Raw genomic sequence first — 20,385 nt, 5'->3', positions numbered from 1 at the left:
TACATATATAATGATTATGGGACTCATTTTCTATTCCTATAAATATATAACATTTTATGGTACACTTTAATCAACCATAATAATTCCAACTGACCCTCAGGAGGTATAATATGAATCAAGCTTGGAAAAATTTTAAAAAAGGAACATGGCAAACATCCGTGGATGTTCGTGATTTTATACAGCATAACCACATACCTTATGAAGGTGATGAGAAGTTTTTGGTCGGTCCTACAGACACCACCAACCAACTTTGGCAAAAAGTCATGGTACTCTTTGCAGAAGAATCCAGTAAAGGTATTCTGGATGCTGAGAGTAAAATACCCTCTTCCATCACATCACACGGCCCCGGCTACATTGATCCGTCTCTAGAAACCATTGTCGGTTTCCAAACTGATCATCCCTTAAAAAGAGGCATCATGCCTTATGGCGGGGTTAAAGTTGTCAAGGATGCTTTGACCGCCTATGGCTATGAGCTGGACCCTGAAACTGAAAAAATCTTTACAGAATATAGGAAAACCCATAATGCAGGGGTATTTGATGCTTACACAGAAGCAATGCGGGATGCCAGACGTTCTGGTATTATCACCGGACTTCCTGATGCCTATGGCAGAGGTCGAATTATTGGTGACTATCGTCGTGTTGCCCTCTATGGCATTGATTTTCTCATTCAAATAAAACACAAAGAGAAAAAAGAACTTGAAATGGATTACATGGATGCTTCTGTTATCAAACTTCGAGAAGAACTCTCTGAACAAATACGTGCTCTTAGCGCTGTAAGGGAAATGGCAAAGACCTATGGCTTTGACATCAGCCAACCTGCAACGACATCTAAGGAAGCGATACAATGGACATACTTTGCTTATTTAGCGGCAATAAAAGAGCAAGATGGTGCTGCTATGAGTCTTGGAAGGGTTTCAACCTTCTTTGATATCTATATTGAGCAAGATCTTAAGAATGGCCTTCTCAATGAAAAAGATGCCCAAGAACTTATCGACCATTTTGTTATGAAACTTAGAATGGTTCGTTTTCTTAGAACACCTGCCTATAACGAACTTTTTTCCGGGGATCCCACATGGGTGACGGAAGTCATTGGCGGTGTTGGTGTAGATGGTCGCACCTTGGTTTCTAAGACCTCTTACCGCATGCTTAACACCCTATATACCTTAGGCGCTGCACCGGAACCTAATTTGACCATCTTGTGGTCCAATCGACTTCCAGAAGCCTTTAAGAAGTATGTCAGCAAAGTATCCATAGATACCAGTTCCATCCAATATGAAAACGATGATCTCATGCGACCAAAATATGGGGATGATTACGGTATTGCTTGCTGTGTATCCGCTATGCGTCTTGGCAAACAAATGCAATTTTTTGGTGCACGTGCCAACTTGGCGAAGGCTTTGCTTTATGCTATTAATGGTGGTAAAGATGAGAAAACAGGCTTACAGATTGCACCTATTTTTGCACCCATCACTGGCGATGAACTGACCTATGAAGAAGTCATGCCCAGGTTTGATATGGTAATGGACTGGCTGTCTCAACTCTATATTAACACTTTGAACATTATCCATTATATGCATGATAAATATGCTTATGAAAAGCTTCAACTGGCTCTACATGACCGTGATGTCCATCGTACGTCTGCTTGTGGTATTGCAGGCTTATCTGTTGTCGCCGATTCCCTTTCAGCAATTAAGCATTCTAAAGTAAAAATCATACGTAATGCCGATGGCCTTGCAATCGATTATGAAGTTAAGCCCGACAGCTATCCGGCTTTTGGAAACAATGATGATGCTGTTGATCAAATCGCCAAAGATGTGGTTGAGCAGTTTATGACTAAGTTAAGACGGCACAAAACATATAGAGATTCCACGCCGACCATGTCCATTCTTACCATTACCTCCAATGTGGTTTATGGTAAGATGACCGGCTCAACCCCAGATGGTCGAAAAGCCGGTGAGCCCTTTGCCCCCGGAGCCAACCCTATGCATGGGCGCGATCACCATGGCGCCATAGCTTCCATGTCTTCTGTGGCTAAGTTACCATACGATCAAGCAGAAGATGGCATTAGCTACACTTTCTCCATCGTACCAAGGGCTCTTGGTAAAGACAAGACGCAACAGGTCAATAATCTGGTGGGTATGCTAGACGGTTATTTCTATGACGGTGGACATCATATTAATGTAAATGTATTTGACAAAGAAACGCTTATTGATGCTATGGAGCATCCTGAAGCCTATCCTCAATTAACCATACGCGTTTCCGGTTATGCCGTTAATTTTGTCAAGCTTACACGCGAACAACAACTTGATGTTATTCACAGAACCTTCCACGAGCGAGCATAAATAATGAAACTAGGAGGTCGATCACATTGAAACACGGTAAAATACACTCTATAGAAAGCTGTGGCACGGTTGACGGCCCCGGCATCCGATTTGTTCTGTTTCTTCAAGGATGCCCCCTGCGCTGCCAATACTGCCACAACCCTGATACCTGGAAGATTGGTGCCGGAACAGATATGATAGTAGAAAGTCTCATGAAGGAGATTGTTAAATACAAATCTTTTATGCGTTTTTCAAATGGTGGTGTTACCATAACCGGAGGTGAACCTTTGCTTCAGGTTGAATTTGTATATGAACTGATTATGGCCTGTAAAGATGAGGGTATCCATACCGCCATTGACACTTCCGGTTATGTATTTAATGATTCTGCCAAAAAAGTCATCGATGCGGTGGATCTGGTTTTACTGGATGTCAAGCATTCTGACCCTAAGCAATATGAATTTATTACCGGGGCCAAACTACAACCTACTTTGGATTTTTTACACTATCTTGGCGATTTAGACAAACCTGTCTGGATTCGCTATGTGTTGGTACCGGGCCTTACGGATCAACCTGAAGCCATAGAAGCTTTGGCCCTGCACTTAAGTCAATATGATAATATTGAAAAAATAGAAATATTACCTTTTCACAAAATGGGCGAATACAAATGGGAGGCACTTGGCGAAACTTACCGACTCCATGATTTTGATGAACCCACCAAAATACAAATGATTGAGGCCATGGCAATATTAAAGAAACATAACCTAAATGTAGTCACAGCTTAACATAAAAGTCTTTACACAAAGAAGCATTTGGTTTACAATAAGGTGGTAAGTCTAGAATGAGTAACCATGTAATATTTGCATATACTCACAACTAATATGGAGGTGCTTGAAATGGCATATTTTATTAATGATGATTGTATCTCATGTGGCGCTTGTGAATCTGAGTGTCCAGTAAACTGCATTACTGAAGGCGATGGCATTTATGTTATCGACGCTGACGAATGTATCGACTGTGGCGCTTGTGCTGACGTTTGTCCGGTAGATTCTCCAAAACCGCTATAAGTCACACGGTTTTCTAATCAAAAACTGCAAAAAGAACAAGTTGATTGTCAGTCAACTTGTTCTTTTTTTATATATTGGGTTAAGTGTCAAACTACACTTTCCCAGATGATTTCTAAGTTCTTGTCTAGTAAACCAGCCTAATCTACCGCAGATGAAAAGGAGACTTTTTATCTTAAATTACTTTAAAAGCTTCTTTACTGGTTTTTTCAGTGATTCGATAAATCTCACCACCGAGGCCTCTAAGCTTATCTTCAAAATGCTCGTAACCCCTATCAATATACTGAATGTTATTGATCAATGTTTCACCTTTTGCAGCAAGGCCGGCTAAGACCAAAGCAGCGCCCGCTCTAAGGTCCGGCGCATTGACTTCCGCTCCAGTCAACTCGGCTGCACCTGTCACAATGGCTGTGTTTCCCTCTACCTTAATGGATGCACCCATTCTAGACAAATCACTGGTATAAGTGAATCTGTTTTCGAATATGCTTTCCGTCATAATACTTGTACCTTCTGCAATCGATAGCAAAGCAGTAAATTGGGGTTGCATATCTGTCGGAAACCCTGGATAAGGTAAAGTCTTGACTTGTATGTTTTTCAACTTTTCTTTCTTGTAGACCCGAATAGCGTCATCGTACTCTTCTACACCGACGCCCATTTCATGAAGCTTAGCTACAACCGCTTCCATATGTTTTGGAATCAAGTTGGTAACCGTGACATCCCCACCTGTTATGGCACTTGCAACCATATAGGTACCTGCTTCAATCTGATCCGGGATAATCATGTACTCCGTACCGTGCATTCTTTTAACACCGGTAATCTTAATAACATCTGTACCGGCACCTTTTATATTCGCACCCATACTGTTTAAAAAGTTAGCAACATCAACGATATGTGGCTCTTTAGCAGGGTTTTCAATCTGCGTAACACCTTCTGCCATTACCGCTGCCATCATGATGTTGATGGTAGCACCTACACTGGCCATATCCAAATAGATAGTTACCCCTACAAGACTATGGGCTTTGACCTTAATCATACCGTGTTCAATATCTACAATAGCACCAAGGGCTTCAAAGCCTTTAATATGTTGATCAATAGGACGACTCCCTATATTGCAACCACCAGGCAATGCCACCTCTGACTTATTATAAGCGCCTAGAAGGGCGCCTAACAAATAATAGGAAGCCCGTATTTTTTTAATATGTTCATAATCCACAGTGAGCTTTTTGATATGTCGACAGTCCATGATCACTGTATGGTTATTGTCTTCAAACTTAATCTTAACACCTAGGTCTTCCATGGCCTCAAGTAATACTGTAATATCATTCACACATGGTACATTCTCAATCCTACATATATCACGAGATAATAACGCTGCAGGCAATATACCAAGAGCGGCATTTTTGGCACCACTTACCGCGACTTCCCCACTTAGAGGCTTACCGCCTTTTATTAAAAATTGATTCATAATACACCTCTTATCTATTAATGCTCTCAAAATATTTCAATTATAATCTCATATAGTATAACATAGCTTATTTCATTTGTAAAAAAAAACGTGTAAAAGGCCTATATTTCAAGGGATTTCTCTTGTTTTGCAGTAAATTGTTCAGAATATGAACTTGTCACAATTGATCAAAACTTTTATAAATTGGTTTGACCCTTTTGTAGATTTTTTTATAGATTCTATGATAAATTCTTTCGTATAGGTCAACTTGATCTTTTTGAGGTAGAAAGGCATCTTGATTATGGACCATATGTAGTATTGCTTCCTCATAATCAGCGTAAACCTTCAATCCTACAAAACCGGCTATGGCAGCTCCAAGGGCTGAAGTTTCATATGTCTGGACTCTATTAACCGGAAGATTAAAGATATTGGCAGTAATCTGGCATATGGCATCACTTTGTGAACCGCCACCTGAGACCATGATTTTTCTAACCTTGATTCTCGATTTTTTCTCAATACGTTGCATACCTTCAAAAAGAGCAAAACCAATCCCTTCAATTATAGCACGATAGATATGTAAACGGGTATGGTCATCTGAAAATCCCAAAATCGCCCCCTTGGCATCATGCATCTTCACGCCTGCGCCCCAATAAGGTTGTAAAATCAACCCATCTGAACCAGGTGGAATCTTTACTAAAGCCTTCTCTAATAACGCTTCCGGCGAGATTCCTAGTTTCTCGGCTAACTTCACTTCTTTTGCTGCAAACTCTTTCTTAAACCATGAAATCATCCAATAACCTCTATAGATCTGTACTTCAGGATTGTAATAGCCGGGTATAACCGCTTGAAAAGGCGGTATAAAAGTAAGTGCCTCATAATACTTACTTGTTGTCGTTTGGACACTCGCTTGAGAGCCCAAGGATATGGATATGCTTTCGTTATCCATACAACCTACGCCAAGGGTTTCACACCCCTTATCCGAACCGGCAGCAATAACTATAAGATTAGGTCTCAGTCCTGTTTCCTCAGCTGCCTTATCCGTTAATCTGCCTATCGTCTCTGATGACTGAACTAAGGTGCATAGTTTATCATCTTCAATATGAAAAATGTCATGCTTAAGACTCTTCTTTTTCTCCCAACGAAAATGCTTGTAACTGAAGGGAATATGACCTATTTGACTGGCTACTGAGTCTAAAAAAAGGCCCGTCAATTTATGGTTTAAGTACCCTGACAACTGGAGGTATTTATAAGTTTTTTCCCATATCTTGGGCTCATGATCTTGTATCCAATGTGCCTTACAACTTCGACTTAGAATTTCTGTCGTAGGTTTCATGCCTATAACAGAAAATGCTAAACGATGATGAAGTGCCATCTTTCTTGGCACCTTGATCATCCGTTGGTCTGCCCAAATAATAGCCGATCTTAGAGCAACCCCCTGCTTATCCACACAAATAGCCATATCTCGTTGTGTGGTCACAGTAACTGCTCCAATTGCATCGAATAAAATAGGATGAGCTTCTATCAAATTTCTTGTTGCTTTACAAAGGCTTTTATAATATATTTTTGGATCTTGTTCTGCATAACCAGGCATATTGGCATAGTAAGGCTCAAATCCAACGCGTTGAACCGCTATGGTTTTGCCTGTTTTGTCAAAAACTACCGCCTTCAAACTTTGTGTGCCACAATCTATAGCAAGTACATACATATCAAAACCACCTCTTCAGGTATTACTTAAGGCCTATATATTTCATTCGTGTAAGCATTGATAAAATAGGTTTGGCCCGTACTCAGCTTAATTCTATAATAAGGTTCAATTTCTATCCATATAACATTCTCTAAAGTGCTCTGACCAATTGCATAGCCAAGATCCAAGTCTGTAATCATAATGCTTGTTTCTTCAAATGCTCTAATATAATTCATAAACTTATATAAAGCCTCGTCTGCCGGGAATATTTCAAGAGGACTACCAACAAAACCTTGAGGCACATACCTAATAGCTCTGGCTTCTGTAATACCTTCTTTTTCAATACGTACAACCGTTTCATTAGAAAAAATAAGCTCTCCTAAAAATCGTTCATTATAGTAATAGATGGAAAAATCATCTCCATCTCGTTGATCTGTCAACTCGAACTTCCCCTTGCTTTGAGTCATTTCTTTCACAAACTGAGAAGCCGTTTTGATTTTTTCATGGTCCAATAAATTTTTAGGTACAAAAGTGGGTTCACTACTTCCATAAAAAACTCTACCCTTCTCATTCACTTGATCAAAGGTAAGGCGCTCTCTTGATGTCTCATGGGTGTGTGCATTCGCTGAGATTATAAACCGGACCGCTTCATCTAGAAAAAAGCCTTCCACCAACTCTTTCTCCATGTCTATAGGCATCGACACTCTCAGTCTACTTTTAGGGTAAAAATTCGGTAAATGGTCTAACAAATATATATTGTTTTTCTCAAGAATGTTCTCAAGTTGAATGACACGTTCGCTTGAAAGCGTATATCTGGTGTTTTCTCTTTGATAGATAAATAAAAACAAACCGACATTGATCACCAAGAAAATGATGATAAAGCCATTCAACATTTTTTGCATATTCATAGAAACACCTCATTCCACAGGATAAAAGTGAGGGCTACCGTCATATTGAACAACCCAATTAAGTGACATTTCCATCATATCCCTATTCCAACTGTACCCAAGATACATTTCTTCAATCTCAACATCCAAGGTGCCTGCTTCAAGGATGACTTTGTCAAGAACATTTTCGTACTTCGCTTGAAGGGTCTTGTTTTGAGGATTCATATCATCAATTTTCCTTAATATTCTTCTGTATTTAATGACTTTATCGCCGCTAACAGTAACTTCAATGGCATGTGACATGCCATATTTCTGTTTGACTTCTTCTGTTAAAACAAAAGGATAATCATTAAAACCAATATCATAGTAGAAAACCGTTCTTTGAGCCTCTTGCAAATAGGTTTTCAAAAAATATTCTGTAGGCATTCTTTGAATATCTTGCTCAATAAATTGGTTGGCTACCGTTAGGGCAAGGGTCAAACTGGTTGATCCGGCATTTTCCTTGACTATACGATTATACTCAACTAAACCTTCTGTGTTATAACGAACCACGACATTCCCATCTACATAGCGAACCTCATTCTCAAGTGGGATTGCTTTCATAATATCCGGGTTATCAAAAAATAGACTTACGTAACCATCTAACTCTGAGACATTAACCGCAGCATCCGACACAAAAGGAATCCTCGTGAAAATCGGATCATGGTAGCGGTTATCTTCTGATGGCAAGGGTAATAAAAGATGTTTACTATAATAAGGTATATTGTTCTTAAGTGTGGAAATAAAAGATGTCCTACTGCCATTTGCTACGACATTAGACAACTGATATGCCAAGGAATCATTGGCGATTACAACCTCCGATTTGGGGACTTGATAGTGATGATACAGACCTGTTGAAGGGTCTTCCAAGAAAATATTTAGCCATATTTCATTTCTAAAAGCCGGCATAATCAAGATTGTGTCCACGGACCCAATCCCTTCAAGAGCTTTTTGGGAGATCCCTAAGTTTCTGGCAAAAATTGCCTGTTCCAAAGGAAAATCCATATGTATGCTGGTATGCTGATTACTCCAAAGCAACTCTTTGTTTTCTACAACACCAACATAATAATCTTTATCAAGGCCCATTATTAAGATCTTGATAGACTCACTTCTAAGGGTTTCATAATGGGGGATCCCTTTTTTTACAATCGTATATTCAAGATTGGGTTGACCTAGATAGACACCTAATTGCTTGGGTGTTATCATATTACCGGCATCTCTCACAGCCTCCAGATTTTCTATAGTGGAGGATGAGAAAACGCGATAAAAAAGGTTAGGGTCTGATTGATCGTCAAACCATAACCTACTTGTCTGATAAACACTGATGACAATTAGTGTTATTAGTATTACAATTTTGATGGTGCTTACGGCTGCTTTCATCATTATAACCTCGAAAGTATCCTTACAGTGCTTTTATTAAAACTCTACATTGCTCTTCGACTTAAGCCAATCATACATTGATTCCACTGATGTATTAACTTGCTTGTCTTCACTAACAAATCTTATCTGAATGTTTTCAAGTTTTACTTTTGTTTCCATGGCTTTTGTCGTGATTTCAAAAATCCTCCTAGTTATACCTTGATGATCTTTTACAGCAATCACAAGATACTGAGTACGACTAGGAGCATAGGTAATGGTTTCACTGAACATACCGGATGCACCTAATGTCTTAATCGCATAGCTTTCAATCACTTTTTGTTGATTGCTGTTTACTGTATATACCATTAGTCCTACTACAGAACCCGACTGGCCTTGTCCAACAATACTCTTGTCACTTGCAAAAGTAGAGAACGCTTGTCTACTAAATCCATTGCTTATTTTTAGAGTTCCTACTGTACTCAACGCTTGTGTTGTCATACCTGTGTCTAATCTATTATTCCCATACTCTATATTTTGTTCTGTTAAATTGAATGTACTTAGATATGTATTAAATGCAGCTTGATCGGCTTCTATAGGTTCCGCATAGGCTGCAAATGAACTTAAGGCCATAACCACGGTAAACAGAATACAAATTTTAATAAATTGCTTAAGCATATGCTTCACCACCTTACTTTTATTTTCTAAAAAGAATGAACATAAACATCCACACTATGATTATACAAGTCTTAGATTACACTATGATTACAAATACATAACGTTTGGCTAACAGTTAAGGTGACTATAGGATACACTACGTCGAATAAGGCTCCTGTAAAATTAAAATGAACTATGCTTGTTTTTTAAGAAAATATAACTCGAAGGTTGTGCCAACGCCCACTTCAGAATCGACCAGTATTTTCCCACCATGATACTCCATTATCTCTTTGGCAATCGCCAACCCAAGTCCAGTTCCTCCCATTTCTCTGGATCTGGCTTTATCTACGCGATAAAATCTCTCAAAAATCCTTTTCAAGTCATCCTTACTTATGCCCAAACCATTGTCCGCTACAGAGACTTTGATATATTTGTTCTGATCTTCCATATCAATCTCAATAATAGCACCTTCCGGACTATATTTAACTGCATTTGAAATAATATTTTTGATGACTTGTTCAATACGATTGACATCTCCAATCGTCCTATACCCATTATTCGGTTTATGGTATATGAGGCTTTGATTTTTTTTCTCAGAATGAATACGGTATTTATTAATACTATCTTCTAATATGCTCTCTAGGTTAATATCATTCATAGCGAACTTGATTTGCTTATTATCCAGCTTGGATAATTCGAGAAGGTCCTGAACCAATGCGGTCATTCTGTCACTTTCATGATTAATAACATTTAAAAACCTTGTGGCGATTTCTGTGTCTTCTAATGTACCTTCAAGCAAAGTCTCTGTATAACTTTTTATTGTCGTCAGCGGGGTTCTAAGCTCATGAGATACATTGGCAACAAATTCTTTTTGCATCTCTTCCAACTTTTTATGCTCTGTTATATCCTGAATAACACAAATAAGACCAACGGCTTCGTTATGTTGATCTAAAAATTTGGCAAAATAAACACTATAATACCTATGTTCTACAATGACAACATGAAGAATGGTTTCTTCCTGCACCATATTTTTTAATTCATTATAACTAACCTCCAAATAGGGGTTAAATACTTCTTGGAAACTAATCTGCTTATCTAGTTTAAGCATATCAATTGACGCCGGATTGGAATGAATCATAACCCCTACTTTGTCAAATACCAGTATACCATCTGTCATATGTTTAAAAACAATTTCTAATTTATTTTTCTCACTGGTAATCTCATTTAGAGTTTCATTCAATGATTTTGCCATTCTGTTAAAATTCTTTGTTAATTGACCAATCTCATCGTTGGCATAGACTTTGATCGGTTTATCTAAATGACCTCTTGCCATATCCCTAGCTTTAACCGTCAAGGCTGTAATTGGTTTGGTCAAAAAGTCTGAAAAGATAAAACCCAGTACAACCGCAATCAAAATAGCCACCGCAGCTGCCGAGATAATCACCATGATGGTTTTCTCAATGCTGTTGGTGACAGATGTTGTTTCACCTAAGACATAGACCACATAAACCACTCGGCCGTTACTGTCTTTTATGTTCTCTGCATAACCTATGTATTTCCTGTCATCCCCCGGTAATCTCCGGTTCTTGTCATACATCTCATAGGGTTGTCCATCTTCAATAGCTCCCATGACCTGATGGGTGGGAAAGCTTAGCCCTTTTTCAGCATCACTAAGGGGCAGTACCACTCTAGAAGTTCGATCCAGCAAAAAAACCCGTTTCCCTTTGTAGAGTGCTGCATATTTTTCATAGACATCTGATAACTTCAATTTGACATCTTCAATATCATCGATATTCACATCTTCAAAGGCTGTTGTTTTAATTGCCTCAACGGCTAACTGGATGCTTTCTTGAACCGACTCCATTTCATTGCTTCGAACCAAGAGTACGATCATCGTCCCACTTACCATCATGACAATAACAACCATAAGTACATACATAAGTACCAAACGCCATCGTATGCTTATACTCATTGCATTTCCAACTTTCACTAGACTTTGTACCTATTATTGCTTTCTAGCCTTTAAAATAGTAGCCAATACCTCTTTTGGTTAGAATGAACCCAGGTTTGCTTGCATCGTCTTCTACTTTTTCTCTCAGTCTACGAATGGTAACATCCACAGTTCTTACATCACCATAGTACTCATAGCCCCAAACTTTTTCTAGAAGCTGTTCTCTAGTGAAAATCTGGTTCTTCTGAGTTGCTAAGAACTTGAGCAACTCATACTCTCGAACGGTTAAATCAATGACGACTTCGTCCTTGCTTACTTCATACTTATCTACATTAATGGTCATATTGCTTACATGAATGATTTGTGCGTTCTTTGTATGATCATAATCCATAGATGTTCGTCGTATGTTAGACTTAACTCTAGCAATCAACTCACGTACACCAAAAGGTTTCGTTACATAGTCATCGGCGCCAAACTCTAAACCCAAGACCTTATCAACTTCTTCTGCTCTGGCTGTTAACATGATGATCGGTACATTTGATTCCGTTCGTATTGTCTTACAGGCCTGTAAGCCATCTATTTTAGGCATCATAATATCCAGCAAAATCAAATCCGGCTGTTCCTTATGAAACATTCGTATACCTTCTTCACCATCTGCCGCTGTCACCACAGTAAAGCCTTCTCTTTCAAGATTGAACATGAGTATGTCGACAATTGCTTTCTCATCATCCACGACCAATACTTTTGCCATATTTTTACCTCTACATTTCTTGGACTCTATTTAGTCCAACACACATTGGTTAAAGGGTCAACACTATATAGTTTTTAAGCCTTAACCCTACATTAGAATTTTAAATACTTCATTGGGTCTTTTCTAACACCGTTAACATGAATCTCAAAATGCAAATGAGGTCCTGTACTATTACCTGTATTGCCAACGGCTGCGATTCTTTCATATTTTCCCACGTCTTGACCAACTTTAACGTAAATCGAACTACAATGGGCATATAGGGAAGTCATACCATTACCATGGTCGATAACCACTCTATAACCATAGCCACCGTCCCAGCCAGCTGCTATGACACGTCCGCCATCTGCGGCCTTGATTTCCGTTCCTCTTGGTGCAGCCAAATCAATACCGGTGTGCATTCTTCCCCACCTAGGACCGAATTTGGAGGTCAACCTATATTTTATCATAGGTACTTGGAAAGTACCAGTTGCATTTGTAATTGGCAATGCTTTAGAGCCTCTTAAGATTTTTTCCGTTGTTGGCTTGGATATTACAGTTTCTTCAAGAATCACTCTATCAAACTCTTTACCATTTAGTTTTTTAATAAGTGCGTGAACTTCTAGTACACCTTCTACACCCGGTTCAAGGACCTCGTCTGTACCTATATATGCATTAGGATTATCCACATAAACCTTATGTTTATCTATGATTTCTGTGTAAACCACTTCTTCAACTGATGAAACAAATAACTCAGGTTCCGGTACCATAACAATTAACTCTTCACCTATTTGTATCTTACTTGCTCTTTCCTCTAGACCGGCATTTAGATCATATAGGGCTCTCGTTGTCATACCATTAGATACTGCAATCGTAGACGGTGAATCGCCGGACTGTACAGTATATGTTTTCACTTTTTCATTTTCTTTGGTAATCATCATCGTTGCTGTTTCAACATCCACGATTTCATCTTCATTTACAAAAGCTTCAATAATGACAATTTGTTGTTCTAAGCTAATTTCTTTGACCACCGATTGAAAGACCTTACCTGTTTCTTCATTTTCAGCTGTATCGTTTAGAGTCGCAGAGGTTAAGAAGTTCCGATCAATGTTTAATTCTTTTTGTAATACTTTAATGACCGGCTTCATGACTAAGGTGTTGTGTGGATCTCTTTTCATTTCCACACTCACCGTGCTTTCTTCTTCTAGATATACTTTTTGTGCACCTTCCAGAACGGCTTTTAAGGCTTCCTCATTTTCAAGGGCAACTGTAAAATCATCCCCTATCTTCATGACATAACCTTTGATTTTATGATTTTCAATTGACGCGTACATGGTGTTTTCTAAGGTCACTAGAAGCTCTTTTTCATCTGTGAAAATCATTTTTTCCCCATGTCTTGGGTTATATCTTATATTTTGAGTCAATTCAGGATCATAACCGATACGTTCAATAAGATTCGACTTTGCAACTTCTACCATCATTTTTCCGACAACTAAACTTGGCACATAGCCAACCAATTGATCGTTGAATATCAGCTCAACATAGCTGACATCTTCATCCTCTGAAGCCACGGATACTTGTGAACCCATTGACATCATAAGACTCTGAGCAACACCTATGCCTGACATGAGCATAAGACCTACAAATCCCATAGCTATGACCCTTTTAGGTTCTTTTACGATAATTGCTATGGTTACTTTTACACTTTTCCAATCTACTTTTTTCCAGTTCGATATCTTAAAGCTCTTTAGAGACATATGCTTGAAACTTAACTTATTCACACTAAAATCTTTAGGACTTAACTTTTTAATATATGATTTAAGAACATCTAGCTTATTGAATATAACCTTATTCAACTCAGATGCTTTTATTACTAGGTTTTTTATATTTTTCTTCAAACTGCCAATTTTTGATTTATCCATTGGGACCTCCCAGTCTCTTTACGAATTTCAACTCATTCGTAGGCTTCAATATGACACAACAAACGATTTACGTAAATGCTGGATGTAAGTACAACACTTACGTAAACCGCTTTTGCTTTGGGCGCATGCCTCTTGGCACCGCCCTATATCTATTCAACTATATAGTTTTAACTCTTTAACCATGATTAGTATTCTAAATAATTCATCGGGTTTGCTGCAACGCCGTCAAAACGTATTTCAAAATGAACATGTGGTCCTGTGCTTCTTCCTGTACTACCTACTTTTGCTATGGTTTCATATTGAGCTACTTTTTGACCTACTTTTACTTCAATCTTACTGTTATGCCCATATCGTGTTCTTATACCATTGCCATGATCAATCTCAACCAAATAACCATAGTTACCACGCCAGCCGGCGATTGTCACCGTACCACCGTCAGATGCTCTCACTGTGGTGCCTGAGGGCGCTGACAGATCAACACCTGCATGAAAAGCACCCCATCTTCTACCAAAAGGCGAAGTTACTTTAAAGCTGGTTAAAGGGAATTTATAATTGCCGGTTGCACCTTTTTTAGGTAATGGCTTTATACCTCTGGATATAACCTTATCTTTTGCTTCTTGTAAAACGGTTTGCTTCGTTATTTCTCGGCCGATTTCTTTACCATTGACTTTTGACACAACAGCTGTTAATTCTAACACACCATCATAACCGGCGTCAACCACGCTGTCTGACCCCTTATATACATTAGGATTGTCCACATAAGACACACCCTTAATAATCGATTCAGTATAAACCACTTCTTCTTTGGTTGCAATGGATAACTCCGGCTCAGGTACCATAACCACCAATTCGTCACCAATTTTCATTTTTAAAGTGTTTTGTTCAAGCCCAGGGTTTAATTCATAAAGCTGAGCTAACGGCATACTATTATTAGCTGCGATGGTCGACGGTGCATCACCGGAAACAACCGTGTATAGCTTTGCTTCCTCATTTTCCTTTGTGATCAATGCTGTTGCTTCATCTACAGATAACACTTCATCCTCAAAAACATAAGCCTCTACAGCCATAACCGACTCTGCAAAATCCACCTCCACAGTAACACCTTCTTTGGATACATCTTTAGGTGTATCCAAAGAAGCCTCATCTATTGTTTCTGCATTCGCTGTTATGGTTGTTGTAAACGTTCTATTTGAGGCGCCTTCGTCTTCTTTTAACATGATCACTTGGGGCTTAATGATTAGGCCATTGTGCTCATCTTTTGCTAGGCTAATATCCAATGCCATATCTGTGTTCACATAAATGCTTTGAGCATTTAGCAACACTTTCTTGATGTCTTCTTCATTTTTGACCGCAACTGTAAAATCATCGCCTATCTTCATGACATAGGCCATAACTTTGTGTCGTTCTAGGTTGTGAATCACCTGACTTGCGATTAATGCTGCCAGTTCTTCAGGCGCAATGTAGTTTTCTTCTTCAGAGTAATCGTTCTCAAAGGTCAATACCGGCTCTACTTCGGGATTGTACCCTAGATCGGCAATGACCATTTCAAGTGCTTGATTGGTGGCCGCTTGACCTTCGTCTTTGTTTCTGACAACGCCAAGTCCAACCCCATCTATTAAGACATTGTAGCCCTTTGCTACAAGTTGTTCTTCAACTGATTGATTGTTTGAATTTCGTGCTTGTATCGTCCCACTTTGTGTAACATCACTTGGTGCATATCTGACCACAGCAGAAAAAGTCAGCACTGCACCTAAAGTCAGTGCGATTTCCTTCTTATACCTAAGAAAGAAATTCTCTTTATATTTAAGAACCCCATTCATGGTTAGCCTCCATAGTTTTGTAACATTTCTGTAATAACTTATTTTATAATAGCACAGAACCTAGTCTTTGTAAAGAAATTCGTAGGACTTAATTGAGTTTAACTAGGACTTTATTAGGACTTTTTTGTTAAATAATGCTAAAATCCTCTATCATATTAACATAGTTATATGGCTAAATTATGACATTTTTGTAAATATGCCAACTGATAGCACAAGGTCCGCAAAAAAAGAAGGAAGAAGTCCCGATTTAAGACTCTCTTCCTTTTTATTTAATATTATTATGGTTAAAGCCATAGCTAACTATTCTAAAAGGCTATTTTACCAACATTAGATCAACAGGTACATAAGCCTCTAGACTTTCACCTAAAATGGTTTTTAGAGCCGCTTCTACACCTAAGCTACCAATCATTGCCGGTTGTTGTGCCACCGTTGCTGCCAGCTTACCTTCTTCTACCGCTTTGACCGCGTCATCTGTGGCATCAAAACCAACAATCAGAATGTCTCTTCCAGATGCTTCTACCGCTGTTAGGGCTCCTAGGGCCATTTCATCATTATGTGCAAAGACAGCGTCGATTTCTGGTTGGGCTTGAAGGATGTTTTCCATAACAGACAAGCCTTTTGTACGATCAAAGTCCGCCACTTGCTTGGCCACCACTTCAATGTTCGTTGTGCCTATAGCATCATTAAAGCCTTGTCCTCTGTCTCTGGCCGCACTGGTGCCGGCTATGCCTTCAAGTTCTACGACTTTACCACTTCCGCCGAGAAGTTCTGCAATGTATTCACCTGCCATAAGGCCACCTGCTACGTTGTCGGATGCAATGTGGGTTACCACTTCTCCACCATTGGCACCACGGTCTAAGGTGATTACTGGTATTCCGCTTCCATTGGCCAAGCCAATCGCACCAACTACCGCATCTGAATCCGTTGGGTTAATGAGTATCACACTAACCCCCTGAGTTAATAAGTCTTCCATATTCGCCAACTCTTTGGACGGGTCGTTTTGGGAGTCCAACACAATTAACTCAAGATTCATTGCTTCTGCTGCAGCTTCAGCACCTTCTTTTAATGTAACAAAGAAGGGATTGTTAAGAGTCGATACGATTAAGCCTATTTTTTCGCCTTTTCCGACTATGGTATCCGTTGGAACAGAACCCTCACCTGTAACCAGCTTAAGGGGTACTGGAACAAAGGCTTCTAAGGTCACGCCTTTTAATACATCAGAAGCCGCTTCAACACCTAGGCTACCAATCATACTTGGTTGTTGTGCCACAGTCGCAGCAAGCTTACCTTCTTCTACCGCTTTGACCGCATCATCTGTAGCGTCAAAACCAACAATCAGAATGTCTCTTCCAGATGCTTCTACCGCTGTTAGGGCACCTAGGGCCATTTCATCATTATGTGCAAAGACAGCGTCGATTTCTGGTTGGGCTTGAAGGATGTTTTCCATAACAGACAAGCCTTTTGTACGATCAAAGTCCGCCACTTGCTTGGCCACCACTTCAATATCTGTTATGCCTATAGCTTCATTAAAGCCTTGACCTCTGTCTCTTGCCGCACTGGTACCAGCAATACCTTCAAGTTCTACCACTTTACCACTACCGCCAAGTAATTCTGCAATGTATTCACCTGCCATAAGACCACCGGCTACGTTGTCCGATGCAATATGGGTTACAACTTCTCCACCATTGGCACCACGGTCTAAGGTAATAACCGGAACTTCTTTTTCATTGGCCATAGCTATGGCGCCTACCACGGCATCTGAGTCCGTTGGGTTGATGAGTATCACACTAACCCCTTGCGTCAGTAAATCTTCCATATTAGCCAATTCTTTTGCCGGATCGTTTTGTGAATCCAAAACCACCAATTCCATTCCTAACTCTGTTGCCTTTGCCTCGGCACCTTCTTTTAATGTAACAAAGAATGGATTATTAAGAGTCGATACGATTAAGCCTAATTTTTCACCGCTTCCGCTGGTATCTTCTTCTTTCTTCCCACATGCCGCCAACAAACTCACTACCATAACCATTGTTAATAATACTACCAATACCTTTTTCATTTTGTTTCCTCCCTATTATTTTTCTTTTCGATCTAACAACACAGCAATCAGTATGACCAGGCCTTTTGCAAGCTGTTGATAATATGATGACACGTTCAACAGATTCAGTGCGTTGTTTAAGATCCCAATGATGAGTGCACCTATTACAGTTCCTAATATAGATCCAACCCCGCCAGCCAAGGACGTACCGCCAAGTACAACGGCCGCTATGGCATCCAGCTCATAACCTGTACCTGCCGTCGGCTGTGCCGAGGAGAGTCTCGAAGTAATAATCATACCCGATATGGCGGCAAACAAACCACTGATACCATATACGAATACCTTGACCTTTTTTATGCTGACACCGGAGAGTTTGGTCGCTTCCTGGTTGCCCCCTGTTGCATAAATATATCGTCCCATACTCATGTGTTTTAAGATGTAATATGCTAAGCCAAAAAGTACAATCATAATTAGAATCGGGTTGGGTATACCTAGCGTATAACCGCCACCAATCTTAGCAAAGACTAACGCACTGCCTTCATAACCGGTTCCAATGGGCTTCCCGTCCGTAAAAACCAAGGTGGCACCTCTAAAGATGGTCATGGTGGCCAGGGTTACAATAAATGGCTGAAGGTTCCAATGGGCAATGATAAAACCATTAGCCATCCCAATCAAGAGACCGATGGTCAAAGCCCCTGCCACCGCTACCATGACTGGTTGCCCTGAACCAATTAAATAAGCACCGATGGCACCTGAGAAAGCAAAGGTGGAGCCTACCGATAGGTCAATCCCACCGGTTAAGATGACAAAGGTCATCCCTGCTGCTATGATCGCATTAATCGAGGTTTGTCTAAGCACGTTAAATATGTTGGATCCAGTAAGGAAACGGTCACTTAATAATGAAATAACAATGGTGAAAAGCAGCAATCCAAAAACAGATTGAAAGCGTCTTAGGTTTTCTTTATATTCTTGTTTCATGACTTGCCTCCTTCTAATCCGACAGCATAACGCATGATGTTCTCTTGTGTGGCTTCAGCTCGTGTCAATTCTCCTTGAATAGTACCTTCATGCATGACAAGAATCCGATCACACATACCAAGAAGTTCAGGTATTTCCGAGGATATCATCAAGATGCCCATACCCTCTTTCTTAAACTGGTTCATCAGGTCATAGATTTCTTTTTTTGCACCAACATCCACGCCCCTTGTTGGTTCATCTAAGACCAATACTTTCGGTCTTGTCATCAAGCTTTTGGCGATGCTCACTTTTTGCTGATTGCCACCGCTTAGATTCTTAACCTTTTGAACTTCTGAGGGGGTCTTGATGGACAGCTGACGAATAAAATCCCGAGTTAGTCTAAGCTCCTCTTTTTTTCTTATAACGTGATGTTTGGTAATACGATCCATAGCTGATAATGATATGTTTTCTTTAACAGACATGCTTAAGACCAAGCCATTTTTTTTACGATCTTCGGAGACATAGGTTAATCCTGCTTTGATCACAGCCGCTTCTGTTTTGGGCAGGATCTTTTTGCCTGCCAATTTCATTGTTCCATTTTTTATTGGATAGGCGCCATATAGAGTTTTCGCTAATTCTGTACGACCGGCACCCATCAGGCCGGACACACCCAGTATCTCACCTGCATAAAGCTCAAAAGCGATGTCATGTACATGGTCATTGCCTAGACCTTCCACTTCAAGAAGGCATTCTCCTTGGTTATCCTTTATATATGGATATTGTTCTTCTAATTTTCTACCTACCATCATCTCAATCAATCCATTTTCATCGATGTCCAAGACCTGCTTTTCGGCAACGAATCGACCGTCTCTTAATATGGTGACATCATCACAGATTTCAAAGATTTCCTTTAATCTATGGGATATGTAAACAATGCTCTTGCCTTGGTCTCTTAATGTTCGAATGACCTTAAAAAGACTTTCTGTTTCTTTATCCGTGAGTGCATCTGTCGGCTCATCCATGATAATCAACTTAGCATCGAGAGACAAAGCCTTGGCAATCTCCACCATTTGCTTCCGACCTATTGGTAATTTCTTCATGGATTTATTAGGGTCTTCAACCAGATTAAGGCGTTCTAGTAAAGCCTTAGCATCGGCCACCATTTTTTTACGATCTATCGCACCAAGACTTTTCTTAGGTTCTCTTCCAAGAAATATATTTTCTGCTATGCTTAGCTCATCCACCAAATTCAACTCCTGATGTATGATGGCAATACCAGCATCTTGGGATTCCTTAACATTTTTGAAGATCACAGGCTGGCCCATATAATAGACATCACCTTCACTCCGTTCATAGACACCAGAAAGTATCTTCATAAGCGTGGACTTACCGGCGCCATTTTCTCCAAGGAGTGCCATGACTCTTCCTTCATAAACATTTAAATGAACACCGTCTAAGGCTTTAACGCCTGGGAAAGTTTTACTGATATTTTCCATTTTTAGTATAGGATTATTCATTTTAACT

General features: G+C 39.7%; 15 protein-coding genes. 3 read left to right on the top strand and 12 right to left on the bottom strand.

The genetic code is table 11. The features are described 5' to 3' along the window. Positions 1–110 precede the first annotated feature (110 nt). The 3 genes from pflB (at position 111) to P0N36_RS03130 (ending at position 3,385) form a co-directional block, all read left to right on the top strand. Complete coding sequence (pflB, locus tag P0N36_RS03140) at positions 111–2,342, top strand: formate C-acetyltransferase (RefSeq protein WP_275841377.1); 2,232 nt, start codon at positions 111–113, stop codon at positions 2,340–2,342. 26 nt (positions 2,343–2,368) lie between these two features. Beyond that, positions 2,369–3,103 (top strand): pyruvate formate-lyase-activating protein, encoded by a 735-nt coding sequence (gene pflA / locus P0N36_RS03135; RefSeq protein WP_275841376.1) that lies wholly within the window; start codon positions 2,369–2,371, stop codon positions 3,101–3,103. Between the two features lie 111 nt (positions 3,104–3,214). Then, positions 3,215–3,385 carry a DUF362 domain-containing protein gene (locus P0N36_RS03130; RefSeq protein WP_275841375.1) on the top strand — a complete coding sequence of 57 codons (171 nt, stop codon included), beginning with the start codon at positions 3,215–3,217 and terminating at the stop codon, positions 3,383–3,385. 172 nt (positions 3,386–3,557) lie between these two features. Here P0N36_RS03130 and P0N36_RS03125 read toward each other — a convergent pair whose 3' ends face one another. The 12 genes from P0N36_RS03125 to rbsA form a co-directional block, all read right to left on the bottom strand. Then, on the bottom strand, positions 3,558–4,847 hold the full coding sequence (locus P0N36_RS03125) for a UDP-N-acetylglucosamine 1-carboxyvinyltransferase (protein ID WP_275841374.1): 1,290 nt from the start codon (positions 4,845–4,847) through the stop codon (positions 3,558–3,560). Positions 4,848–5,004: 157 nt separating this feature from the next. Next, entirely contained in the window at positions 5,005–6,531 is a 1,527-nt protein-coding gene (locus tag P0N36_RS03120; protein ID WP_275841373.1) for an FGGY-family carbohydrate kinase, read from the bottom strand. A 26-nt stretch (positions 6,532–6,557) separates the two neighbouring features. Beyond that, on the bottom strand, positions 6,558–7,418 hold the full coding sequence (locus P0N36_RS03115) for a hypothetical protein (protein ID WP_275841372.1): 861 nt from the start codon (positions 7,416–7,418) through the stop codon (positions 6,558–6,560). A gap of 9 nt (positions 7,419–7,427) precedes the next feature. Further along, complete coding sequence (locus tag P0N36_RS03110; protein WP_275841371.1) at positions 7,428–8,819, bottom strand: hypothetical protein; 1,392 nt, start codon at positions 8,817–8,819, stop codon at positions 7,428–7,430. A gap of 33 nt (positions 8,820–8,852) precedes the next feature. After that, positions 8,853–9,470 carry a hypothetical protein gene (locus P0N36_RS03105; protein ID WP_275841370.1) on the bottom strand — a complete coding sequence of 206 codons (618 nt, stop codon included), beginning with the start codon at positions 9,468–9,470 and terminating at the stop codon, positions 8,853–8,855. A 172-nt stretch (positions 9,471–9,642) separates the two neighbouring features. Continuing rightward, positions 9,643–11,421: an ATP-binding protein gene (locus P0N36_RS03100; protein ID WP_275841369.1), complete on the bottom strand. Its 1,779-nt coding sequence runs from the start codon at positions 11,419–11,421 to the stop codon at positions 9,643–9,645. Positions 11,422–11,464: 43 nt separating this feature from the next. Further along, positions 11,465–12,151 (bottom strand): response regulator, encoded by a 687-nt coding sequence (locus P0N36_RS03095; RefSeq protein ID WP_275841368.1) that lies wholly within the window; start codon positions 12,149–12,151, stop codon positions 11,465–11,467. Positions 12,152–12,243: 92 nt separating this feature from the next. After that, a complete protein-coding gene (locus tag P0N36_RS03090; protein ID WP_275841367.1) occupies positions 12,244–14,049 on the bottom strand; it encodes a M23 family metallopeptidase in 1,806 nt (601 codons plus the stop codon). Between the two features lie 185 nt (positions 14,050–14,234). Continuing rightward, positions 14,235–15,869: a M23 family metallopeptidase gene (locus P0N36_RS03085; RefSeq protein ID WP_275841366.1), complete on the bottom strand. Its 1,635-nt coding sequence runs from the start codon at positions 15,867–15,869 to the stop codon at positions 14,235–14,237. A gap of 313 nt (positions 15,870–16,182) precedes the next feature. Continuing rightward, positions 16,183–17,925, bottom strand: coding sequence for a ribose ABC transporter substrate-binding protein RbsB (gene rbsB / locus P0N36_RS15615; protein WP_330683936.1), 1,743 nt, complete (start codon positions 17,923–17,925; stop codon positions 16,183–16,185). A 15-nt stretch (positions 17,926–17,940) separates the two neighbouring features. Further along, positions 17,941–18,882 carry a ribose ABC transporter permease gene (rbsC, locus tag P0N36_RS03070; RefSeq protein ID WP_275841365.1) on the bottom strand — a complete coding sequence of 314 codons (942 nt, stop codon included), beginning with the start codon at positions 18,880–18,882 and terminating at the stop codon, positions 17,941–17,943. After that, positions 18,879–20,378 (bottom strand): ribose ABC transporter ATP-binding protein RbsA, encoded by a 1,500-nt coding sequence (rbsA, locus tag P0N36_RS03065; protein ID WP_275841364.1) that lies wholly within the window; start codon positions 20,376–20,378, stop codon positions 18,879–18,881. Before rbsA ends, rbsC begins: the two co-directional genes overlap by 4 nt. Positions 20,379–20,385: the final 7 nt, after the last annotated feature.

This window comes from Petrocella sp. FN5 (assembly GCF_029210395.1).
In the GTDB taxonomy this organism is placed as follows: Bacteria; Bacillota; Clostridia; order Lachnospirales; family Vallitaleaceae; genus Petrocella.
Note: the sequence above shows the minus strand (reverse complement) of the source record. Positions and strands in the feature narration are given on the sequence as shown.